This is a genomic window from Croceitalea sp. W27 (assembly GCF_055693185.1).
Window position 1 is genome coordinate 151,090 of sequence record NZ_CM146327.1, and the last position, 21,479, is coordinate 172,568.

The 21,479-nt window shown below is 36.4% G+C and carries 22 protein-coding genes; 9 read left to right on the plus strand and 13 right to left on the minus strand.

Annotated elements, in window-relative coordinates; translation table 11 throughout:
• Positions 1 to 28: 28 nt before the first annotated feature.
• From ACZ1GR_RS00725 to ACZ1GR_RS00735, 3 genes are all read right to left on the minus strand, one after another.
• Positions 29 to 979, minus strand: coding sequence for a D-2-hydroxyacid dehydrogenase (locus ACZ1GR_RS00725; protein WP_472611839.1), 951 nt, complete (start codon positions 977 to 979; stop codon positions 29 to 31).
• 7 nt (positions 980 to 986) lie between these two features.
• A complete protein-coding gene (serC, locus tag ACZ1GR_RS00730; RefSeq protein ID WP_472610362.1) occupies positions 987 to 2,051 on the minus strand; it encodes a 3-phosphoserine/phosphohydroxythreonine transaminase in 1,065 nt (354 codons plus the stop codon).
• Positions 2,052 to 2,156: 105 nt separating this feature from the next.
• The gene (locus ACZ1GR_RS00735; RefSeq protein ID WP_472610363.1) at positions 2,157 to 3,203 is read right to left on the minus strand and encodes an acyl-CoA reductase; all 1,047 of its coding nucleotides are present in this window, start codon (positions 3,201 to 3,203) and stop codon (positions 2,157 to 2,159) included.
• A gap of 85 nt (positions 3,204 to 3,288) precedes the next feature.
• Here ACZ1GR_RS00735 and ACZ1GR_RS00740 point away from each other — a divergent pair, with 85 nt between their 5' ends.
• Entirely contained in the window at positions 3,289 to 3,642 is a 354-nt protein-coding gene (locus ACZ1GR_RS00740; RefSeq protein ID WP_472610364.1) for a 4Fe-4S dicluster domain-containing protein, read from the plus strand.
• Between the two features lie 190 nt (positions 3,643 to 3,832).
• On the opposite strand, the gene ACZ1GR_RS00745 is transcribed toward ACZ1GR_RS00740, so the two are convergent.
• Entirely contained in the window at positions 3,833 to 4,258 is a 426-nt protein-coding gene (locus ACZ1GR_RS00745) for a response regulator (protein WP_472610365.1), read from the minus strand.
• A 148-nt stretch (positions 4,259 to 4,406) separates the two neighbouring features.
• On the opposite strand from ACZ1GR_RS00745, the gene ychF reads away from it, so the two are divergent.
• The 5 genes from ychF (at position 4,407) to ACZ1GR_RS00770 (ending at position 12,840) form a co-directional block, all read left to right on the plus strand.
• Entirely contained in the window at positions 4,407 to 5,501 is a 1,095-nt protein-coding gene (gene ychF / locus ACZ1GR_RS00750) for a redox-regulated ATPase YchF (RefSeq protein WP_472610366.1), read from the plus strand.
• 88 nt (positions 5,502 to 5,589) lie between these two features.
• Entirely contained in the window at positions 5,590 to 7,140 is a 1,551-nt protein-coding gene (locus tag ACZ1GR_RS00755; RefSeq protein ID WP_472610367.1) for a hypothetical protein, read from the plus strand.
• A 100-nt stretch (positions 7,141 to 7,240) separates the two neighbouring features.
• Entirely contained in the window at positions 7,241 to 9,097 is a 1,857-nt protein-coding gene (locus ACZ1GR_RS00760; RefSeq protein ID WP_377765137.1) for a DNA topoisomerase IV subunit B, read from the plus strand.
• Between the two features lie 27 nt (positions 9,098 to 9,124).
• A complete protein-coding gene (locus ACZ1GR_RS00765; RefSeq protein ID WP_472610368.1) occupies positions 9,125 to 11,749 on the plus strand; it encodes a DNA gyrase/topoisomerase IV subunit A in 2,625 nt (874 codons plus the stop codon).
• 131 nt (positions 11,750 to 11,880) lie between these two features.
• Positions 11,881 to 12,840, plus strand: coding sequence for a sterol desaturase family protein (locus ACZ1GR_RS00770; RefSeq protein ID WP_472610369.1), 960 nt, complete (start codon positions 11,881 to 11,883; stop codon positions 12,838 to 12,840).
• Between the two features lie 84 nt (positions 12,841 to 12,924).
• On the opposite strand, the gene ACZ1GR_RS00775 is transcribed toward ACZ1GR_RS00770, so the two are convergent.
• From ACZ1GR_RS00775 to ACZ1GR_RS00785, 3 genes are read right to left on the minus strand one after another with little or no spacing between them, the layout of a single operon-like run.
• Positions 12,925 to 13,740, minus strand: coding sequence for a TerC family protein (locus ACZ1GR_RS00775; RefSeq protein ID WP_377765133.1), 816 nt, complete (start codon positions 13,738 to 13,740; stop codon positions 12,925 to 12,927).
• Between the two features lie 2 nt (positions 13,741 to 13,742).
• Complete coding sequence (locus tag ACZ1GR_RS00780) at positions 13,743 to 14,120, minus strand: DNA topoisomerase IV (protein WP_472610370.1); 378 nt, start codon at positions 14,118 to 14,120, stop codon at positions 13,743 to 13,745.
• Between the two features lie 36 nt (positions 14,121 to 14,156).
• Positions 14,157 to 14,549: a helix-turn-helix transcriptional regulator gene (locus ACZ1GR_RS00785; protein ID WP_472610371.1), complete on the minus strand. Its 393-nt coding sequence runs from the start codon at positions 14,547 to 14,549 to the stop codon at positions 14,157 to 14,159.
• 421 nt (positions 14,550 to 14,970) lie between these two features.
• On the opposite strand from ACZ1GR_RS00785, the gene ACZ1GR_RS00790 reads away from it, so the two are divergent.
• Positions 14,971 to 15,450: an Lrp/AsnC family transcriptional regulator gene (locus tag ACZ1GR_RS00790; RefSeq protein ID WP_377765128.1), complete on the plus strand. Its 480-nt coding sequence runs from the start codon at positions 14,971 to 14,973 to the stop codon at positions 15,448 to 15,450.
• Positions 15,451 to 15,458: 8 nt separating this feature from the next.
• Positions 15,459 to 15,983, plus strand: coding sequence for a DinB family protein (locus ACZ1GR_RS00795; RefSeq protein ID WP_472610372.1), 525 nt, complete (start codon positions 15,459 to 15,461; stop codon positions 15,981 to 15,983).
• On the opposite strand, the gene ACZ1GR_RS00800 is transcribed toward ACZ1GR_RS00795, so the two are convergent.
• Positions 15,980 to 16,312, minus strand: coding sequence for a hypothetical protein (locus ACZ1GR_RS00800; RefSeq protein WP_472610373.1), 333 nt, complete (start codon positions 16,310 to 16,312; stop codon positions 15,980 to 15,982). The two genes, ACZ1GR_RS00795 and ACZ1GR_RS00800, sit on opposite strands and share 4 nt — an antisense overlap.
• Before the next feature lie 95 nt (positions 16,313 to 16,407).
• Positions 16,408 to 17,463: a 3-dehydroquinate synthase gene (gene aroB, locus ACZ1GR_RS00805; protein ID WP_472610374.1), complete on the minus strand. Its 1,056-nt coding sequence runs from the start codon at positions 17,461 to 17,463 to the stop codon at positions 16,408 to 16,410.
• Positions 17,464 to 17,554: 91 nt separating this feature from the next.
• Here aroB and ACZ1GR_RS00810 point away from each other — a divergent pair, with 91 nt between their 5' ends.
• Positions 17,555 to 18,721 (plus strand): proline dehydrogenase family protein, encoded by a 1,167-nt coding sequence (locus ACZ1GR_RS00810; RefSeq protein WP_472610375.1) that lies wholly within the window; start codon positions 17,555 to 17,557, stop codon positions 18,719 to 18,721.
• Between the two features lie 2 nt (positions 18,722 to 18,723).
• On the opposite strand, the gene ACZ1GR_RS00815 is transcribed toward ACZ1GR_RS00810, so the two are convergent.
• The 4 genes from ACZ1GR_RS00815 to ACZ1GR_RS00830 form a co-directional block, all read right to left on the minus strand.
• Entirely contained in the window at positions 18,724 to 19,098 is a 375-nt protein-coding gene (locus ACZ1GR_RS00815) for a DUF4258 domain-containing protein (RefSeq protein WP_472610376.1), read from the minus strand.
• A 5-nt stretch (positions 19,099 to 19,103) separates the two neighbouring features.
• On the minus strand, positions 19,104 to 20,303 hold the full coding sequence (locus tag ACZ1GR_RS00820; RefSeq protein WP_472610377.1) for an alanine dehydrogenase: 1,200 nt from the start codon (positions 20,301 to 20,303) through the stop codon (positions 19,104 to 19,106).
• A 364-nt stretch (positions 20,304 to 20,667) separates the two neighbouring features.
• Positions 20,668 to 20,931, minus strand: coding sequence for a hypothetical protein (locus tag ACZ1GR_RS00825; protein WP_472610378.1), 264 nt, complete (start codon positions 20,929 to 20,931; stop codon positions 20,668 to 20,670).
• 362 nt (positions 20,932 to 21,293) lie between these two features.
• Positions 21,294 to 21,422 carry a hypothetical protein gene (locus ACZ1GR_RS00830; protein WP_472610379.1) on the minus strand — a complete coding sequence of 43 codons (129 nt, stop codon included), beginning with the start codon at positions 21,420 to 21,422 and terminating at the stop codon, positions 21,294 to 21,296.
• Between the last annotated feature and the right edge of the window lie 57 nt (positions 21,423 to 21,479).

A 21,479-nucleotide genomic window follows, 5' to 3' on the forward strand; every position in this document is an offset into this window, starting at 1 on the left:
TTACAAAGAAAAGGTGGTAAAATCGACTTTATTGAAGCAATTCGATAATTTGGTCTGCAAGTTCTAAACCTATTCTATCTTGAGCTTCATTGGTAGCCGCACCAATATGTGGTGTAAGCGAAATTTTGGGATGCATTAAAATTTTTATCTCTGGATTAGGTTCAGATTCATAAACATCTAAGCCGGCAAAAGCAACTTTACCTGTCTCTAAGGCATCTACAAGGGCAACTTCATCAACAGTGCCACCTCTAGAAGCGTTTATGATACCAACACCATCCTTCATTTTAGAAAATTCCTGAGCGCCAATTATATATTCCTTCTGAGCGGGAACATGTAAGGTCAAAAAATCAGAATGCTTTAAAACGTCATCCAAGCTATTGCTTTTTAGATGAAACGTTAAGGATTGACCATTGTAAAAATCTAAACTCAAATCCAACTCCTTAATATTACTGTCTGTAAAAAGAACTTTCATGCCAATGCCCAAGGCGATTTTCGCAGTAGCTTGGCCAATTCTTCCGAAGCCTATAATTCCGATAGTTTTACCTCTTAATTCAGAACCACCACCATATGACTTTTTCAATTGTTTAAACTTACTATCTCCTTCAAGTGGCATATTTCTATTAGAATCGTGCAAGTAGCGAACCCCACTGAACAAATGTGCGAAAACCAATTCGGCGACGGACTCTGAAGATGCCGCTGGGGTATTAATAACATGAATTCCCTTCGATTTTGCATGGGCTACATCAATGTTATCCATTCCAACCCCGCCACGACCAATCAATTGCAATGAAGTACAAGCATCGATCAATTCTTTTCTAACCTCGGTAGCACTCCGTACTAATAGTGCATTGACATTATTTTCATTAATAAAATTAACTAGCTGTTCTTGTGCTACTTTGGTGGTCAATACCTCAAAACCACCTTGTTCTAATTTTTGAACTCCAGAAGCAGATATTCCGTCGTTGGCTAAAACCTTCATCATTTAATTACCCTTTACGTTCTAATTCACTCATAATATCTACCAAAATGCCCACACTTTCTAAGGACAGCGCATTATACATAGATGCGCGATAACCACCTACTGATCTGTGACCATTTAAGCCATTGATGCCTGCCTCTTTACAATTTTTGTCAAAAGTTTCTTTTAAGGTATCATCGGTTATATTAAAAGTAGCATTCATATTTGAACGATCTTCTTTGGCAGCAAAACCTGAGAATACCGGGTTTAAATCAATTTCAGAATAAATAAGATTTGCTTTCTTTTCATTGGTTTCTTCAATAGCTGAGATACCGCCCAAATCTTTTAACCATTGCATTGTTAGCATAGATACATAGACTGGAAACACAGGTGGCGTATTGAACATACTGTCTTTACTAATATGGGTTTTGTAGTCTAACATGGAAGGGATTTTTCTTGAAACCTTACCCAAAATAGCATCTTTTACAACCACTAAAGTCGTACCGGCAGGACCCATATTTTTTTGGGCTCCGGCGTAAATCAAATCGAATTTTGAAAAATCTAGCTGGCGGGAAAAAATATCGGAACTCATATCACATATCAGCGGACAGTCAACTGTTGGGAATTCTTTTAGTTGCGTTCCGAATATAGTGTTGTTAGAAGTGAGATGAAAATAATCCAACCCCTTCGGAATGTCATACCCCTTTGGAATATAGTTGAAGTTTTTCTCTTGCGAAGAAGCTACTTCAACAACATCGCCGAACAAACGCGCTTCTTTTATGGCCTTTAAACTCCATGTGCCTGTATTTAAATAGCCCGCTTTCTTTTCCAACAAATTATAAGCAACGGCTAAAAATTGGGTACTCGCTCCACCTTGAAGAAATAACGCCGTATATCCTTTCTCCGATAAGCCTAACAGTTCTAAAGCTAAAGAACGTGCGGTTTCCATAATTTCAACAAAAGCTGGACTTCGATGTGATATTTCTATCAATGAAAGACCACTTCCATTTAAATCTATTACGGCCTCTGCGGCTTTTTTCATTACTTCTTGCGGAAGAATACAGGGTCCTGCGCTAAAATTATGTTTTTTCATCTATGTTGTCTTTAATATTTGGGTGATCGGTGTAGTTGCCTTGTCTTAAAATTTGAGCCGTAAAGGTCTTAAAATTTAAGAGAATGAAAAATAGGAAACCATGATTTATAATTCTAAAATAAATTTGATGGTGTCTTCGCCATCTGCGTAATCGTTTAGACTTGGTCGCTGTGTAGCTCCGAAAGAAATAGAACCTTCGACCGACCCATTTGAAACAACACACTGCAATTGGTCTTTTTGGGTTCTAAGTTTTGCGTTCAATTCTGTTTCAGTGTCATAATATTCGTAAAATAAAGTTCCTATTGGTGAGCCATAACCCTCATCTTCTTTTAAAAGTATAAAGTTATTATCGAATAATTTGAAATCTGACATGAGGTAAACGGCTTTATTGTAGTCATAATTATTCATGTATTTACTACTATTGAGCACCCATTCAAATTCAAAAATGGCCTCAAAGAAACCGGTAAAGTCATATGATTTAGGAACAAATAACTTAGAAACACTTCTACACCCTAAACCAAAATACCTGAAAATATCTTCGCCAAGTAGTGCTAGTTCTTCTTTAGTTTCAGAGCCAGATAAGATGCCAATGGAATTACGATTTTTTCTAATAATATTGGGGTGCTTTTCGAAATAGTATTCAAAATAACGCCCCGTATTGTTACTTCCGGTAGCAATTACCGCATCAAAATCTTGTAATCTCTCGTTCGTGAAAAGAACCCTGTCTTTTAGCGTGCTGTTTTTATTAATTAGATAATCTGCCAAAAAGGGAAGTAAAGCTTTATCATTTGAAGATAACTTTGCTTGCACTTTATTTCCAGTCAATAACACACAAATAAAATCATGGAAACCAACAAGCGGAATATTGCCCGCCATTATTATAGCCACGGTTTTAGCGACACTTTTATCATTTTCGGGGTATTTAGACAACCATTTTTGTAAATTCTCTTGGCTTAGTAAGCTACCCCATTGTTTCAGGGCATGCAGCACATTATCTTCGGTAAACCATCCGTTTTGGTGGCCAGCAGTTATGATTGTTTCTTGAAGACGTTTGTTCCAGGGAGAATCGGTATCACTTTTATTATCACAAAAATCAACAAGAAAGTTACCGAGTTTAACAAAAGCTTGCAATATAGCACTGTCTACTGTCATTATATTTGTACACTAAATTAGTGGGGTTTATTTTTGTGCAAAAGTAAGCGATGCTGAATCTAGTTCAGCAAAAGAAAAGAAAATTATGGCGATTATTATAACAGATGAATGTATAAATTGTGGTGCTTGCGAACCTGAATGTCCAAACACGGCAATTTACGAAGGAGCGGACGAGTGGCGCTACAGCGATGGTACTTCTTTAGAAGGAGATGTAGTGTTGCCAGATGGTAAAGCGGTAAATGCCGAGGAGGTTCAAGAACCGATAAGTGATGAAGTCTATTATATTGCACCTGATAAGTGTACGGAGTGTATGGGTTTTCATGAAGAACCACAATGTGCCGCTGTTTGCCCAGTTGATTGTTGTGTGCCCGATGAAGGTAGGGTAGAAACAGAGGAGCAACTTTTAGGAAAGCAAAAGTTTATGCACCCTGATGGGTAGTATTAAAAACGATTAATTTTGCCCGAATCGCTATGGTTCGGGTTTTTTTATGCAAGAAGAAGAAAAAGAATACAAAGGTGTTTGGAAAAACATCGGATGCCTACTGTCTGCAATTGCGATTTTCGGTATCCTAACGGTGATTGTTATTTTGCTTTATTCTCTAATCAAAGGAATTTAGAATACATAATCATCAGCTTGCAATCTGCCGATTTCTTTCATGTAGCTTTTTTAGTTGTAGTATCACCAAGTCTTCTTTCTTAAGCGGTTTTACAATATGCCTGCGCACGAAGTTATGGTAAAGAATTTCTTTGTGTAAATGGTCTTTTAAAGTGGAACTAATTATGTAAACACTAAGTTTTCTTGGGTCTACATCTAATTGTGATAGTATTTCTAAAAAATTAGCGCCATCAACATTAGGCATATCTAAATCCAATAATAAAAGCGCTGTTTTCTTTTGAGTAATGTCTTTAACCAAACCTTTCAACGCGTCGATGGGATTGCAATAGTCCTTGACTTCTTGAGAAATATTTAGTTTGTTGATGATCTTGGAATGCAGTTTTGCCATGAGCTTACTGTCATCAACAATATAGGCTACATCGAAGTAATTTTTATACATGCGATTTGGTTGAGGCTTATAATTAAACCTACAAACATTGGTTTTAGTATAGAAAGAACTTAAAATTTCAAGGCAAATCGACTAACGGCCACATTTTCACCTCAAAAAACAAAACTTCAATATATATTTGCAGCCTTAAAACTTTAAGATGAAAGCTGGAATTGTCGGATTGCCAAATGTTGGTAAATCAACCCTTTTTAATTGTTTATCGAATGCCAAGGCGCAAAGTGCTAATTTTCCTTTTTGCACTATTGAACCTAATATTGGAGTAGTGAATGTACCGGACACCAGATTACAGCAATTAGAGTATTTGGTGAACCCTGAAAAGGTAATTCCTGCAACGGTTGAGATTGTAGATATCGCCGGCTTGGTAAAAGGGGCCAGTAAAGGTGAAGGATTGGGCAATCAATTCTTGGGCAATATCAGGGAGACAGATGCTATACTTCATGTCTTGCGCTGTTTTGACAATGACAATATTGTACATGTAGATGGTTCTGTGGACCCTATTAGGGATAAGGAAACGATTGATATGGAACTTCAACTTAAAGATTTAGAAAGTGTAGAGAAAAAGCTGGATAAAGTAAAAAGAGCGGCTAAGACCGGAAATAAAGAAGCTCAAAAAGAAGCTACGGTGCTCACTTTATTAAAAGAAGGTTTAGAGGCAGGTAAATCTGTTCGGGCCATTGAAATTAGTAACGATGATAAGATTGAATTTGTAAAACCATTGCAATTAATTACCGACAAGCCCGTAATGTATGTTTGTAATGTAGATGAAGATGGCGCCGTAAATGGCAATGCCTATGTCGATAAAGTAAAAGCGGCAGTTGCCAATGAAAATGCTGAAGTTATTTTCTTAGCGGTAGGAACCGAAGCGGACATTACGGAATTAGAAACCTTTGACGAGAGACAACTGTTTTTAGAAGACCTCGGTCTTTCAGAACCGGGTTCGGCAAAGTTGATTCGTGGTGCCTATAAATTATTGGATCTTGAAACATATTTTACGGCAGGGGTTAAAGAAGTGCGAGCGTGGACAATTCCTGTGGGGGCTACAGCACCGCAAGCGGCGGGAGTAATCCATACAGATTTTGAGAAAGGGTTTATTAGAGCAGAGGTGATTTCATTTGCAGATTATATTTCTTTTGGTAGTGAAGCAAAAGTAAAAGAAGCGGGTAAAATGCGCGTTGAAGGCAAAGAGTATATCGTTAAAGATGGTGATGTAATGCATTTTAGGTTTAATGTTTAGTCTGATTTTTTTAATTTATATCGAATACAATATATTCTTCGTCTAGTAATTATTAAATTTCTAAACCAAACTTTGCTAGCTCAAAAACATGAAAAATACTTTTTACATAACAATTGTCTTATTTCTTTTTATAGGATGTTCTTCAGATTCTAACGAAGAGATTGAAGAGCCTATAATAAACCTTCCAAGTTTATCAACGTCAGTAATAACAGAAATTGAAGAAACTTCGGCAATAGTAGGTGGTACAATTTTAAATGATGGCGGAGCAAATGTAACAGAAAGAGGAGTTGTGTGGAACACAATAGCAAACCCTACAGTAAATGATAATAAACAAGCTGTTGGTTCTGGTGATGGAGCATTTACAACGACACTTTCAAGTTTAGAAGGAAATACCACATATTTTATTCGAACCTACGCAATTAATAGTAAAGGAATTGCTTATGGTAACCAACAACAGTTTGCCACTTTAGAGCCAGCGCCTATTGCTAAGGTATTTGAAGGTGATATTGGTTTAACATCTCAACAAGAGGTTAATGATTTTGGAGCATTAGGATATACAGAAATAACTGGTAGACTTTTTTGTGGTGGAAATCAATCTACAGCTTCGAACATATCAAATTTAAATCCACTGTCTACAATTGAAAAAGTAGGCTCATTATGGATTAATAATGCAGATCAGTTAGAAAACTTAGGTGGATTAGAAACACTAATTGAAGTTAATGGAGTTGTAATTATTTCAGATAATTTGATTCTAAATGATTTGGGGGGGTTGCGTAATCTTTCTCGAATGAGTGAATTTTTGAGTATTAACAATAATGAGAATTTACAATCAATAAATCAATTCGATGCCCTTTCTGAAGTAGAGTTTATTCAAATTGCTGACAATAACTCATTAAAAAATGTAGACACTTTTAACAATGTTTTGGAAATTGAAAGTTTTGTTTTTATAGAAAATCCACAAATCGAATACATAGGCGGTTTCTCCCTTTTAGAAATAATGAATCGCCTTCTTATTATTGATAACGAAGGTTCTTTTGCTTTAGACTCTTTTCACGAACTGAATTCAATTGACACTCATTTTTCTATTTTAAATAATCCAAATATGCAGAGTATAATTGGATTTGAAAAATTGACTATAGCCTCAGTCGTAGATATAATGGACTGTAATAGTTTATCAGTTATTACAGGATTTGATGAAGTTAAAGAATTAAATTCTTTAAGATTAAATGATACGAATTTAAATGAAATGAGTGGGTTTTCTAAATTAGAAAAAATTGAAAATTTTTATTTTACAGATAATACTGGAACCACTACATTGAATAATTTTGATAGTTTAAAAGAAGCAGGTAGAATAAGTATAGAACGTAATTCAAACATAACTAATATTAATGGATTTTTAAGTTTGGAAAAGGCGAACACTGGCGTCAGTATTTTTGGCAATGCTTCATTAGAAAGCATCAGTGGTTTTACTAATTTAATAGAGGTTGAATTTATTTCGGCTAGAATTAACCCAAAATTGAATGACTTTTGTGGCCTTCAGCAATTATTCGCAACTGATATGGAAATTGAAACTGATATTTCTGATAATGCTTTTAACCCAACAGCGGAAGAAATTGCATCAGGACTTTGTTCGGAATAAGCTATCAACAATCCTTTTTGCTTTTGTTGATTACTTTCCCGAGGTAACATTTTGATTTTTCCTCCTAAATTCTATATTAGCTGGGATAATCCCATTTTTAATGGCAAACACCAATTATACCGAAGACAATATCCGTTCCCTCGACTGGAAAGAGCATATTCGTATGCGCCCAGGAATGTATATTGGTAAGCTTGGTGATGGTTCATCCGCTGATGATGGAATCTATATTCTTTTAAAAGAAGTTTTAGACAATTGTATCGATGAGTTTGTGATGGGTGCGGGTAAGACCATTGAAATTGTAATAAAAGACAGTGAAGTAAGGGTTCGAGACTATGGCCGTGGTATTCCGTTAGGTAAAGTGGTTGATGTGGTTTCTAAAATGAACACGGGCGGCAAGTATGATTCCCGGGCGTTTAAAAAATCCGTTGGGTTAAATGGTGTCGGTACAAAAGCGGTCAATGCACTTTCCAATTACTTTAGGGTTGAATCGATAAGGGATGGACAATCTAAATCAGCAGAGTTTAAAGCGGGTAACCTAGTTAACGAAGAGTTGACAGATTCTACAAAGCGAAGGGGTACCCATGTAAGTTTTATTCCTGATGAGGCTATTTTTAAAAAGTTCAAATATCGAAACGAGTATGTAGAACGCATGCTCAAAAATTATGTGTACTTAAATCCGGGATTGACCATTGTCTTTAATGGCGAGAAGTTTCACTCAGAAAATGGCCTTAAAGATTTACTAGAAGACAATAACAATCAAGAAGACTTTCTTTATCCGATAGTTCATTTAAAGGGAGATGACATTGAAGTTGCTATCACACATAGTAAAACGCAATATAGCGAAGAGTACCATTCTTTTGTAAACGGACAACATACCACACAGGGCGGAACGCATCAAGCGGCTTTTAGAGAGGCTATTGTAAAAACCATTCGCGATTTTTATGGCAAAAATTATGACGCCTCGGATATTAGAAAATCTATTATTTCTGCTATCGCCATAAAAGTAATGGAGCCCGTGTTTGAGAGCCAGACAAAAACAAAATTAGGTTCTACGGACATGGGAGGCGATTTGCCTACCGTACGGACCTACATCAACGATTTTATAGGGAAATACTTAGACAATTTTCTTCATAAGAATACGACAACTGCTGAGGCTTTGCAACGAAAAATTGTGCAGGCCGAAAAAGAACGTAAAGAGCTATCGGGTATTCGAAAATTGGCCCGAGACCGCGCAAAAAAAGCAAGTTTACATAATAAAAAATTACGTGATTGTCGGGTGCATTTGCAAGATATGAAGAAGGACAGACGATTGGAAAGCACGCTCTTTATAACCGAGGGAGATTCTGCTTCTGGGTCTATAACCAAATCTAGGGATGTAAATACGCAGGCGGTCTTTAGTCTTAGAGGTAAACCTCTGAATTCTTACGGCATGTCTAAGAAGATTGTTTATGAGAACGAAGAGTTTAATTTACTACAGGCTGCACTCAATATCGAAGATTCTATGGAAGACCTTCGGTACAATAATATTGTGATAGCAACTGATGCTGATGTTGATGGAATGCATATTCGCTTGCTATTGATTACATTTTTTCTGCAGTTTTTTCCTGAACTAATCAAAGAGAATCATTTATACATTTTGCAAACTCCACTTTTTAGGGTAAGAAATAAAAAGGAAACGATTTATTGTTATAGCGAAGAAGAACGAAAAAACGCAATTGAGAAACTTACAGGCAAACCCGAAATAACACGATTTAAAGGATTGGGCGAAATCTCTCCTGATGAGTTCAAGCATTTTATCGGTGACGATATTAGATTAGAACCTGTAATGTTAGATAAAGCGATGTCCATTGAAGAATTATTGAAATTCTACATGGGTAAAAATACACCCGACCGTCAAGAATTTATAATTAAAAACCTTAAAGTAGAACTTGATTTGGTTGAAGAAAATCAACTGTAAATCATAATAATAAGATTTGTTTAATACATGGATGAAAATGAAGAATTGACAGAAGGCTTTTCGAATAACGAGGGAGCCCCTGACGATGCGCTGACCCGGGTAACGGGCATGTATAAAGATTGGTTTTTAGACTATGCTTCTTATGTAATTCTTGAACGAGCGGTACCTGCCATAGAAGACGGATTTAAGCCTGTGCAACGAAGAATTATGCATTCGCTTAAAGAACTCGATGATGGGCGTTATAATAAAGTAGCCAATGTTGTTGGACATACGATGCAATATCATCCTCATGGAGATGCCAGTATTGCAGACGCAATGGTGCAAATTGGCCAAAAAGACTTATTGATTGACACCCAAGGCAACTGGGGTAACATTCTTACCGGAGACAGGGCGGCCGCTTCAAGGTATATCGAAGCTAGACTTTCTAAGTTTGCTCTGGAGGTTATTTTTAGTCCTAAGATTACAGAATGGCAACTTTCATATGATGGCCGAAAAAAGGAGCCGGTTAATTTACCCGTTAAGTTTCCCTTGCTGTTGGCTCAAGGTGCAGAAGGTATTGCGGTCGGTCTTTCGACAAAAGTGTTACCCCATAATTTTGTTGAATTGATAGATGCATCCATAAAGCATCTAAAAGGAAAAAGTTTTAAGATATATCCTGATTTCCCTACCTCCGGAATTATAGACGTTACCAACTACAACGATGGTCTTCGCGGTGGAAAAATAAGAGTTCGAGCAAGAATAGAAAATATTGATAAGAATACATTGGTTATTAAAGAGATACCCTACGGAACCAATACTTCTTCTTTAATAGATTCTATACTTAAGGCCAATGACAAAGGCAAAATAAAAATCAAAAAAATTGAGGATAATACTGCGGCTGAAGTTGAAATTTTGGTGCACTTGCCCTCAGGAATTTCCCCAGACAAAACCATAGATGCTTTGTATGCCTTCACTGCGTGTGAATCTTCTATTTCGCCACTTGGGTGTATCATAGAAGACAACAAGCCTATTTTCATGGGCGTTACTGAAATGTTACGCAGGTCAACGGATAGTACGGTAGAACTTCTTAAGGCAGAGCTAGAGATTCAACTCAACGAACTGGAAGAACAGTGGCATTTTGCTTCTCTTGAGCGAATATTCATCGAGAACCGTATTTATCGTGAAATTGAAGAAGAAGAGACTTGGGAGGGTGTTATTGCCGCTATCGATAAAGGCCTTAAACCGCACACCAAGCATTTACGACGTGCTGTTACCGAAGAGGATATCGTTCGACTGACGGAGATACGAATTAAAAGAATCTCTAAATTCGATTTAGACAAGGCCAAGCAGCATTTAGATAGTTTAGAGGATAGAATAGCGGAAACGAAGAATTTTCTGGCCAATTTGGTAGATTTCGCCATCGACTATTTTCAGGAACTCAAAAAGAAATATGCACAGGGGCGTGAGCGTAAGTCCGAAATCAGAATATTCGACGATATCGAGGCCACAAAAGTGGTCATCCGGAATACAAAACTCTATGTAAATCGCGAAGAAGGCTTTGTAGGTACATCCTTAAGGCGCGATGAATATGTTACTGACTGTAGTGACATTGATGATATTATTGTTTTTACCAAAAAAGGTGAGATGATGGTCACTAAGGTGGACTCCAAAATTTTTGTTGATAAGAATATTATTCATGTAGCCGTGTTTAAGAAAAAGGATAAACGCACTACATTCAACATGATTTATAAAGATGGCAGGGGAGGTCCTAGTTATATCAAGCGTTTCAATGTTACGAGTATTACGCGAGACAAAATGTATGACCTCACCAATGGTAATGCGAATTCTGATGTGCTTTATTTTTCAGCAAACCCCAACGGCGAGGCAGAAGTAATCACAGTGCACCTTAGGCAATCAGGGAGTATCAAAAAGCTAAAATGGGATATCGACTTCGCTGATGTTCTAATAAAAGGGAGAACTTCCAAAGGAAATATTGTCACAAAATATCCTGTTAAGCGAATCGAATTAAAAGAAAAAGGACTTTCTACCTTAAAACCGCGTAAAATTTGGTTCGATGATATTGTACAGCGCTTGAATGTGGATGAAAGAGGAGAGCTGCTCGGAGAGTTTCGACCAGATGACTTATTACTGGTCGTAAATCAGAAAGGGTTTGTAAAAACAATTGTTCCTGATTTAAATGCTCGTTTTGACGACGATATGATCGTTCTTGAAAAATGGAATCCGGACAAACCAATTTCTGCCATTTATTACGATGGTGAGAAAGAGCGCTACTACATAAAACGCTTCTTGATTGAAAATGCCAATAGAGAAGATTTGATAATTACCGAACATCCCAAATCGCAACTCGAATTGATATCTACGGATTGGAGGCCAGTTGTAGAACTAGAATTTGTGAAACCACGAGGTAAAGAAGCTAAGGCCAATCATGAAGTAGACGTTGAAGATTTTATTGCTATCAAAGGAATTAAAGCCCTTGGCAATCAACTTACCAGTGATAAGGTTAAAAATATAAACGCTCTGGAATCGCTCCCTTATGAAGAACCCCAAGTACAGTCACCTAATGAGATAGAAGTTGTTGAAGAAGAAAATGTAGATGGAGAAAATACAAACAAACCAGATAGTGATGAAGAATCGCAAACAACTTTATTCTAATATGAACATACCTGTTTTACACATCTTTGTTTAGCAAATAACGAGTAATAGTATGTGTTTGCCATCTAAATATTCAACAGTTTATGAATGGGCATTTAAGATGTTTATATTTGAATTAAAATAGCTTTTTTATGGATTTTACCAATCCTCTTGTTTACGGAGGTCCTTGTTTTATCATTTTCATCTTATTGGAATTAACATATAGTAAAAATCATGACGAACATCATGATTTGTATGACTGGAACGATCTTTTCGCAAGTGGTTTTATGGGTCTTGGCTCCGCTATTTTAGCGGCTTTGTTAAAAGTAGTATCTGCAATTGTAATATTTACTTACGTGTATGAGCTGTTCAATCCTTTAATAGACGGGGTGCGAACCAATATTATGGGGTATAAATCTTTTGGTTATGCCTGGTATATTTGGCTTTTATGCCAATTAGCTGATGATTTCACCTATTACTGGTTTCACAGGGCCAATCACGAAATTCGTATTCTTTGGGCAGCTCATATTGTGCACCATTCATCAGATAACTTCAATTTAGGAACAGCAGTGCGTAACGGTTGGTTTACCCTTTTGTATAAGCCTTTATTTTATATGTGGATGCCGGCAATCGGTTTCTCTCCTGAAATGGTCGTATTCTGTTTAGGTATCGAGGCCTTATGGCAATTTCAGTTGCATACGGTGTTGCTCCCTAAGCTTGGTATTTTTGAAAAATTCATGAATACACATACAATGCATCAGGTCCATCATGCCCAAAATGTCGAGTATTTAGATAAAAACCATGGTGGATTTTTAAACATATTCGATAAGCTATTTGGAACTTGGCTGCCGCTAGATGATTCTATTGATGTTAAGTACGGTGTTATTCATGCCCCAAACTCTAACAACCCCATTGTAATACTAACCCATGAATTCAAGGATATCTGGATGGATATGAAAAAATCTCCAAAACTTTCCCACAAGCTTATGTATGTTTTTGGACCTCCAGGATGGAGTCATGACGGTAGTACCATGACGGTAAAACAACAGCAGCGATTGTTTGAAAAACAGAAAAGTGAAAATCCTGAGGTTGCTTTCAGTAGGCCAAACTAGTTCACTAAACAAAATTCAAATTAAATAAAAAGCCCGCGTCTAAGCGGGCTTTTTATATCATAAAACTTGAGTTTTCATTTGTGTCTAATCTTCCAATATTTTTTCTTCGGCAGGTTTCTTATTTTTCTTCATCCGCATATCAAAGAACTCTACCATTAATGAGAATGCGATGGAGAAGTACAGGTAACCTTTCGGAATCGTGCCAACTTCTTGGTCAAAAACCACCAAATGCGATAAGTGGGCCGCTTCTGCAATAAGCATAAAGCCGATCAATATTAGAAAAGACAATCCTAAAACTTGTATAGATGGGTGTTTAGTTACAAATTCCCCGACCGGGTTTGCGAACAACATCATTATTAAAACAGAGACAACAACCGCTATAATCATCAAGATTAATGCGTCATTTGGATTGGGGGAAATGCCATTTGTCATTCCGATGGCCGTAAGAATAGAGTCAAATGAAAAGACAATATTAATTATGGTTATTTGTATGATGGCCTTTGTCAAAGAGTTAGATTGCCCTTTTTTTACTTCTCTTTCGTCATGACCTTTGTCCTCAATTTTCTCGCGTATCTCCTTAGTGCTCTTATAAAGCAGAAAAAGACCACCTAGAAAGAGAATTAGGGCTTGCCAACTTATTCCACCATGAATCCAAGACTCGCTAAGTACCAAAAATGGCTTCTTTAGCGATGTAAGCCACGTGATTCCGAAGAGGAGCACTATACGCATGGCCATAGCGAGAACAAGCCCAATATTGGTGGCCTTCTTTCTATCTTTTTTCTCTAGTTTGCCCGCTGCAATTGAGATAAAAATAATATTATCAATACCTAAAACAATTTCAAGAAAAGTTAGTGTGAGCAGTGCAATCCATGCATCTGGACTAGTAAAAATTTCAAACATGGTTAGTCATTTTTAATGGCAGTTCCTCTTAGTTTTTTAGAATCTCCCACAGTATTAAATTCAAATGTATAAGAACTATCGGTAGTTGTCAAGATTTTTATATGAATAGACTTTTCTTCTTGCTTGTTTTTCGGGTTCAATTGCTTTAAGATATATTCGCAATCGTTGATCCATCTAACACTTGAAGTATCGATTTGATTTCTAAAATAATCGATTTCGATACCATCTTTTCTAACGAAAGTAGTGGTAAGGCTATCCCCCTCAACAACGCTGGTAAAGCTAAAAGCACCATTTTTAAAGTCTTTGCAATTTCTCTCGGGGGCTTCTTGGCAAGAAAACATAAGGTACAGTATCAATAACTGGAGTAGGGGTTTTTTCATGGCCGAAAAGTACTAAAATACTTATCCATATAAAACCTATTTATTAGGATTATACGATTCAAAAGTACCGTCTTTGTAAAAAATCACCACCTTATTAATTTCTTTTTGCGAATTACTTGAGAGCTTTTCAGGTTCTTTTGTGGTATTTGAACTTTTGTTTGATAGGGTCTCGATTTTGGAAGGAAGAGACTGGTTTTTTCTTTGGCTGGGGGAGGGGAAGTCACCTTTACCTTCCAATAACCAATACAAATCAATCTCAGGATACACCTTAATAACTTTAAGGATAAAGTCAAGACTTGGTTTATTTCTATTATTAAGTATATGTGATACACTAGAACGGGGCACAGCTATGGCGTCTGCGAATTTAGCAGATGTCAGTTCGAAATGGGAAATTACTTTTTGAAGTCTATTTGAAATTTCTGAATTCACAATTGTAAATAATTCTTTATCGTAAAATTAGAATATTGAATTTAGAAGAAGTGCTAATATTGTCTTAAATAAAATTTAGCATGATTTTAAGTATAGGTAAGGAATAATAAACATCTGATTTTCAATGTAATAAAAATTAATAATTCAAAACACGGTTAGTGGGATGAAAATGTGAATTTTCGTCTGCAAAATTTGGAGTGTAAATGCCTATTTGGGTTCATGATTGTAAATAAGCTAAATTGAAATGCCAGGGTTCGTTAGTAAAAAAGACATATTTTTTTGGGTATTTAATGTTATAAAAGTTTAATTCTCGTACCGGAAAAGTTAAAAACCATCTTTTTCTTACATAATATTCAAAAAAAATAATGTTTTCTTACGTTTTATTCTCTAATTCATTAATTTTGTTGAAAATAATATTGAAATGAACAAAGTAAAGCTTGACGAAATAGATCATCAGATTCTGGATATGTTAATCGACAACACCAGAACACCGTTTACCGATATTGCCAAAAAGTTATTGATATCAGCGGGAACAGTGCATGTTAGGGTTAAAAAAATGGAGGAAGCCGGTATAATTAGAGGTTCTTCTTTAACATTGGATTATGTTAAACTGGGATACTCTTTTATAGCATATGTTGGTATTTTTCTTGAAAAGACCCATCAAACAAAGTTCGTATTAGAGCGTTTGGCCCAAATACCTAATGTAACCGTTGCTCATATTACGACGGGTAAGTTCAATATTTTCTGTAAAATTAGAGCTAAGGATACTACACATGCCAAAAACATCATTTTTAAAATTGATGATATTGATGGAATAAGTAGAACCGAAACCATGATTTCTTTAGAGGAAAGCATCAATGATAAAAAGCGCTTAATGCATACTATTTTTAATGAGCTATAAAAGGTTTGATGAATAGTAGAGATTTAGATGTTTCTGAGTATAACAGTTATTACCAACCGTACATTGATATATTGGGTGAAACTGATTTAATGGATGGTTTAAAGACTGGCTTGGCCTCCTTAGTTGATTTCATTGCTGCTCTTCCTGATGATAAAATGGACTTTGCATATGCTCCAAAAAAGTGGTCGATAGCTGAAGCCCTTGTTCATTTAATCGATACCGAACGGATTTTTCAATACCGCGCTTTACGTTTTTCTAGAAACGATAAAACCCCATTACCCGGTTTTGATCAAGATTTATTTGTTCCGCAGAGTAGAGCGAACTCTAAAGGTAAAATGGTAATTACAAACGAATTTAAAGCTGTGAGGATGGCAACCATTACATTATTTGAATCTTTGAACGATGAGGAGTTAATGCGTTTCGGAGTTGCCAGTGATAGTAAAATGAGTGTGCGCGCACTTGGGTTTCTTATGTGTGGGCATTTAAAACACCATAGAAAAATTATAGAGGACCGATACCTAGGTCATAACTAATATAAATCTTCTGAGATATCAAGATCAGAATCAGTTTCTGCTTCTAGCTGCGATTCTTGGTTGTTTTCAAGAACTCCTTCAGCAGGTTTGTTCTCAAGTTCTTTTTCAATGGTATCTTCAAAGGTCGCTATGAAGTTAGAAAGGCTATTACTAATTTTTACAAGGTAAATTGTATCATCGGTTTTAATCTCTACGGCTTCAACAACTTCTCCATTGGGTTTTCTAAGTATAATGATGTCTTCATCACCGTAACCATGCGGATATAGGTCTATTAATAATGCTGCAACGGTGTGGTCAAGTCTTTTATAATCTACAATAACACGTTTCATAGTAGGTGTTTTAGGTTTAGGTTACCTAAGCTATGAATTTTTTGGTGCTGGCCTTTTAAAGAGTTGTCAATTAAAGTATTTAGTATACGTAACAGTTATTCTTTGTAGTAAGCAAATGCTTTCTTGAATAATTCTAGTGGCACTTTAACATCTAAAATGGGTATTCCTATTTCTTGTAAGAGTACGAAGTTCACATTGCCATGTGTATTTTTCTTGTCGTGCTTTAGTAAATCTATTATGATTTCGATATCCTGATCTGTAAAATCAACTTTTTTAAAGTGACTCAAAAAAGCTTTCTTTATTTCATTCAAGTCTAATTTTGAAAGGCCCGACAGTTCATGGGAAAAGTATCCTTCTAAAATCATCCCGATAGCAATGGCCTCCCCGTGCAAGAGCGTTTTTAAATGAGGGCTATCTAAAAAATAAGATTCAATCGCATGCCCAATGGTATGGCCATAGTTCAGTTTTTTTCGTATCCCTTTTTCGATAGGGTCTTGCAGAACGACGCTATTTTTTATGGCTACCGATTTTCGAATAAAATCTGTCGAAGAAAAATCTTTTGTATTGATAAGTTCTTCCCAATATGTAGAATCACTTATTAAACCGTGTTTAAGCATTTCAGAAAATCCGCTCTTAAGTTGTCTTTCTTCTAATGTTGCCAAGAATTCCGGAAAAATCAAGACCATGACCGGTTGGTTGATTACCCCAACCTGATTTTTTAAAACACCCAAATCAACCCCAGTCTTTCCACCGATTGATGCATCTACCATTGCCAAAAGAGTAGTGGGTATGTTTATAAAATCTATCCCTCTTTTAAAGGTGGAAGCTACAAAACCTCCTAAATCGGTAACAACACCGCCACCAAGATTTATTAGCAAACTTTTTCTATCGGCCCCTAAATCTGATAACTGTTGCCAGACTTCTAAGCAAGTAGCTATGGTTTTATGTTCTTCACCAGGTTTGATCTCAATAATGGCATCAATCTTAAAATCGACAATCGCTTCAAATTTGTCCAAGCAAAGTTTTCTGGTATTTGTATCGACTAAAAGAAAAACCTTTGAATAAGTAGTGTTTCTTGCATGCTGACGAATAGTTGCCTTTGCTACTTCGGTAAAATGAACATCATATGTTGATGCTGATACGGTCTCCATGAACTCAAATATGCTATAAAATAAAGACTTATTTTATTGATAATAATAAGAAAGGCGTGCTTATCTTTGATTCTTTATCAATTTGCAAAATATGCAGCGAATTTTTGAGAATACAGCAACAGCTTTTCAATTAAAAACAGATTCAGAATTAGAGCGTGCCTATTTCCTTTTTAAAATGATTGCCAACGAGCCTTTGGTGCGAATCGGTACGGCAATGACCAATTTTGCCATTAAAGCACATCTGCCGGTTGAAGGTCTTATTCGGGCAACCGTATTTGACCATTTCTGTGGGGGAGTCAATGAAGAAGATTGTCTACCAGTGGTTGACAAAATGTATGAAAAAGGAGTTTGCTCCGTATTGGATTATTCTGTCGAAGGGCAAGAAGGCGATGATCCTTTTGACAGTGCGTTGGAAACTATTTTAAAGATTCTTGATTTTGTAAAAGAGAAAGATGCGATTCCTTTTGCAGTATTTAAGCCTACAGGGTTTGGTCGATTTGCGCTTTATCAAAAAATAGGAGAGGGAAAAGAGCTTTCTGAGGAGGAATCTCAAGAGTGGCAACGGGTAATAAATCGGTTTGATAAGGTGTGCCAAAAAGCCTATGATTTAGATGTTTCGTTATTGATCGATGGTGAAGAAAGCTGGATGCAAGATGCCGCGGACCAGGTGGTAGAAGACTTGATGCGCAAGTACAATAAAAAGAAAGCCATTGTTTTTAATACGCTACAAATGTATCGCTGGGATAGATTGGATTATCTAAAAGAACTGCATCAAAAAGCCTTGGCCGATGGATTTAAAATAGGAATGAAAGTGGTGCGTGGCGCCTATATGGAAAAGGAAAATGAAAGAGCCAACGAACTTGGTTATCCCACCCCAATTTGCGCTTCTAAACAAGCAACCGATGAAAATTTTGATGCTGCCCTTGCATATATGCTAGAGCACCTTGATGTTATTTCCCTATTTGCTGGTACGCATAATGAAGAAAGCTCTTATCGCTTGATGGAATTGATGAAAAATGCGCAGGTTGCCAATGAAGATTCAAGGGTGTGGTTTGGGCAGCTTTTTGGAATGAGCGACCATATTTCATTTAATCTGGCAGATCATGGGTATAATGTTGCCAAGTATTTACCTTTTGGCCCTGTAAAGGATGTAATGCCATATTTAATACGTAGGGCAGAAGAAAACACTTCGGTGGCCGGACAAACGACACGAGAACTCGGACTTTTAAAAAGGGAGCGGGAACGTAGAAAGATATAGTCTTATTGGTCTAGTGTGATTTTTTCGATTATGATGTTGGTTTCGCAATTTTTTAATTCGATTTCCTTTTCTTCAAAATTTACGAAATATGTTTTGCAAGATTGTGCCTTGGTATCACTTTTGCCAAAGTCAACATTACCATCGGTAAAAGCCTGTGAAATAAATAAACTATCTAAACCAATAGTTTCTATTTGCTCTTGTGCCAAATCGGAGTAAGAGATGGATTTAGAACGAAAATCTTTTAAAGTTCTACAATTGGGCAGGTAACAAAAATCGATACCTTCTTCACCAGATTTCTTTTTTAGAATAAATGCCAAAAAGACAAGCCCTATTGAAACCCCAACGAGGTACCATCCCAAACGTTTTATAAAAGCCATTAAAATTAAAAAATTAAAAAGTTGATATCGTTATAAGAGAGGTTAAACCAGTCACCTACAGATTTGTTGGTAAGAATGCCATGGTACATATAGAGCCCATTACGCAAACCTTTATCAAATCGAAGGGAATGTTCTAAACCACCATCTTCGCCTAACTTAAGCAAATAGGGCGTAAAGATATTACTTATAGAAATAGTAGAAGTTCTTGGATATCTTGAAGGAATATTGGGCACTCCGTAATGGAGTACGCCATATTTTTCTACAGTAGGTTCTGCATGTGTAGTAACTTCTGAAGATTCAAAACAACCACCGGTATCGATACTCACATCAATGATAACCGCACCTTTTTTCATGTTTTCTACCATAGAAGTAGATACTACCACGGGAGATCTATCTTGACCCCTTGTGGCACCAATAGCGACATCGCAACGTTTTAGTGCCTTAAGTAAATTCTTTGGTTGTATGGTAGAAGTATAAATTGTTCTATTGAGGTTGGTCTGAATATTTCTAAGCTTGGTAATAGAATTATCGAACACTTTAATGTTTGCACCGAGCCCGAGTGCAGAACGTGCGGCAAATTCTCCAACGGTACCAGCACCGATAATAACGACCTCTACCGGTGGCACACCGCTAATATTACCGAACATAAGACCATTGCCCTTATTGGTGGTTGCCATAAGTTCTGACGCCACTAGAATAGAAGATATACCGGCTATTTCACTCAGCGAGCGCACCGCAGGGTATTTACCGTCTTCATCACGGATGTACTCAAAAGCAATGGCCGTGATTCGTTTTTTGGCAAGCTCCTCAAAATATTTTTTGTTTTGAGTTTTTATTTGGAGCGCGGATATCATAATCGTCTGCGGATTCAACATGCTAATCTCCGCAAGGGTAGGGGGCTCTACTTTTAAAACAATAGGGCAGGCAAAAACCTTTTTCATGTCTTTCGAAATTTCGGCACCTGCATTGGTGTAATCTAAGTCTGAATAATTGGCACCTTCACCTGCACCAGCCTCTATAAGAACGCGATGCCCATGTGCGGTTATCGCATTAACAGCATCAGGGGTAAGACAGATACGTTTTTCTTGAAATTGGTTTTCTTTGGGCAGCCCAATAAAAAGTTCTCCCTTTTGTTTAAGGACTTCTAAAGTTTCTTCTTGAGGTAATAGTTGCTGTTTGCTAAACGGTGAGGATGGTTGCGCCATTAGTTGTTAAACTGAAAATTTGATTTATACCTTACTGTAAAGCTATTCAAAAAATTATAATTATTTGAGCCTGTATAAAAAGTATAAAATAATGTCATACTGAGCCCGTCGAAGTATTGTCGAAATAGGTTAACTCATAACTATTAAAAAACTCGAAATGAAGAGGAGTTGCTTTTCGAGTCATTTCGAAATGAGCAGTCCTGCTGCGATTAAGGAATCCCATATAAACAATTACTTATAGGTGAGGTGTTTTTAGATTTACCACATTCACTTCATTCCGTTCGAAATGACAGTATGTGTTGAGCTCTGTCGACATGACGGTTTTTGGAACCTATAAATTACAAACTGTAAAACAGGCCTCTAACTAAATCTTTTTTGAGAGTGTCTCTTTACGTTGCTCTAGTTTCTCGCGTTCTTTACGTAATTCTTCTTTGGCTTTGAGTATTTGCAGTTCTTCATCCATAGCTTTTAGGTCTATACCATGCACATGCTTGTCGTAAAGTTTCACCCTAATAAAATACACAAAGGGGATTACCACCATACACACAGGTAAAATCCAGAGAATATTTTCACTATCTATGACATCATCCTCAGAATAATACAATTCAAATAGTTGAAAGGCATACATAGTTATTGGTATAAGAATAATATGATACCACCAATGTTTGCAGGTCAAAAACCAAAGTATAAGTAAGTAGAAAGGGACAAATTTATTCAAAATGAACCACACATGTGTTTCGATATTTTCAAACCCATTTGCGCCTAGTTTAAAAAAGAAAAAATCTATCGGTTCTATTGAGTCTTGCGGAAAGTAGTCATGACTTTTAATTATGAAAGGAGCACATAATATTAGAAATGCCAAAAAAGATTCTAAGATAATTCTTTTTTTTGCAAGCTGATTAAATTTGGTTTTCCCAGGCATTGTTAAGTAGTTATCAGCTAACAAAACGAAAAAAGGGCAATAATAGTATTGCCCTTTGATTAAAATAATTAAATTTTAATTGTACTCTTCTTTACGCCTACTTCTTGATTGTCGCCAATCGTAATAGTTGTAGATAAAGAAACTACTGCTAATACAGCAACAGCCAAAAATCCAAAAAATAATTTTCTAGTGTTCATCGTAACTAAAAATTTTGGTTAATAAATGAATTCATTCATTACAAAAGTAAGTAATTT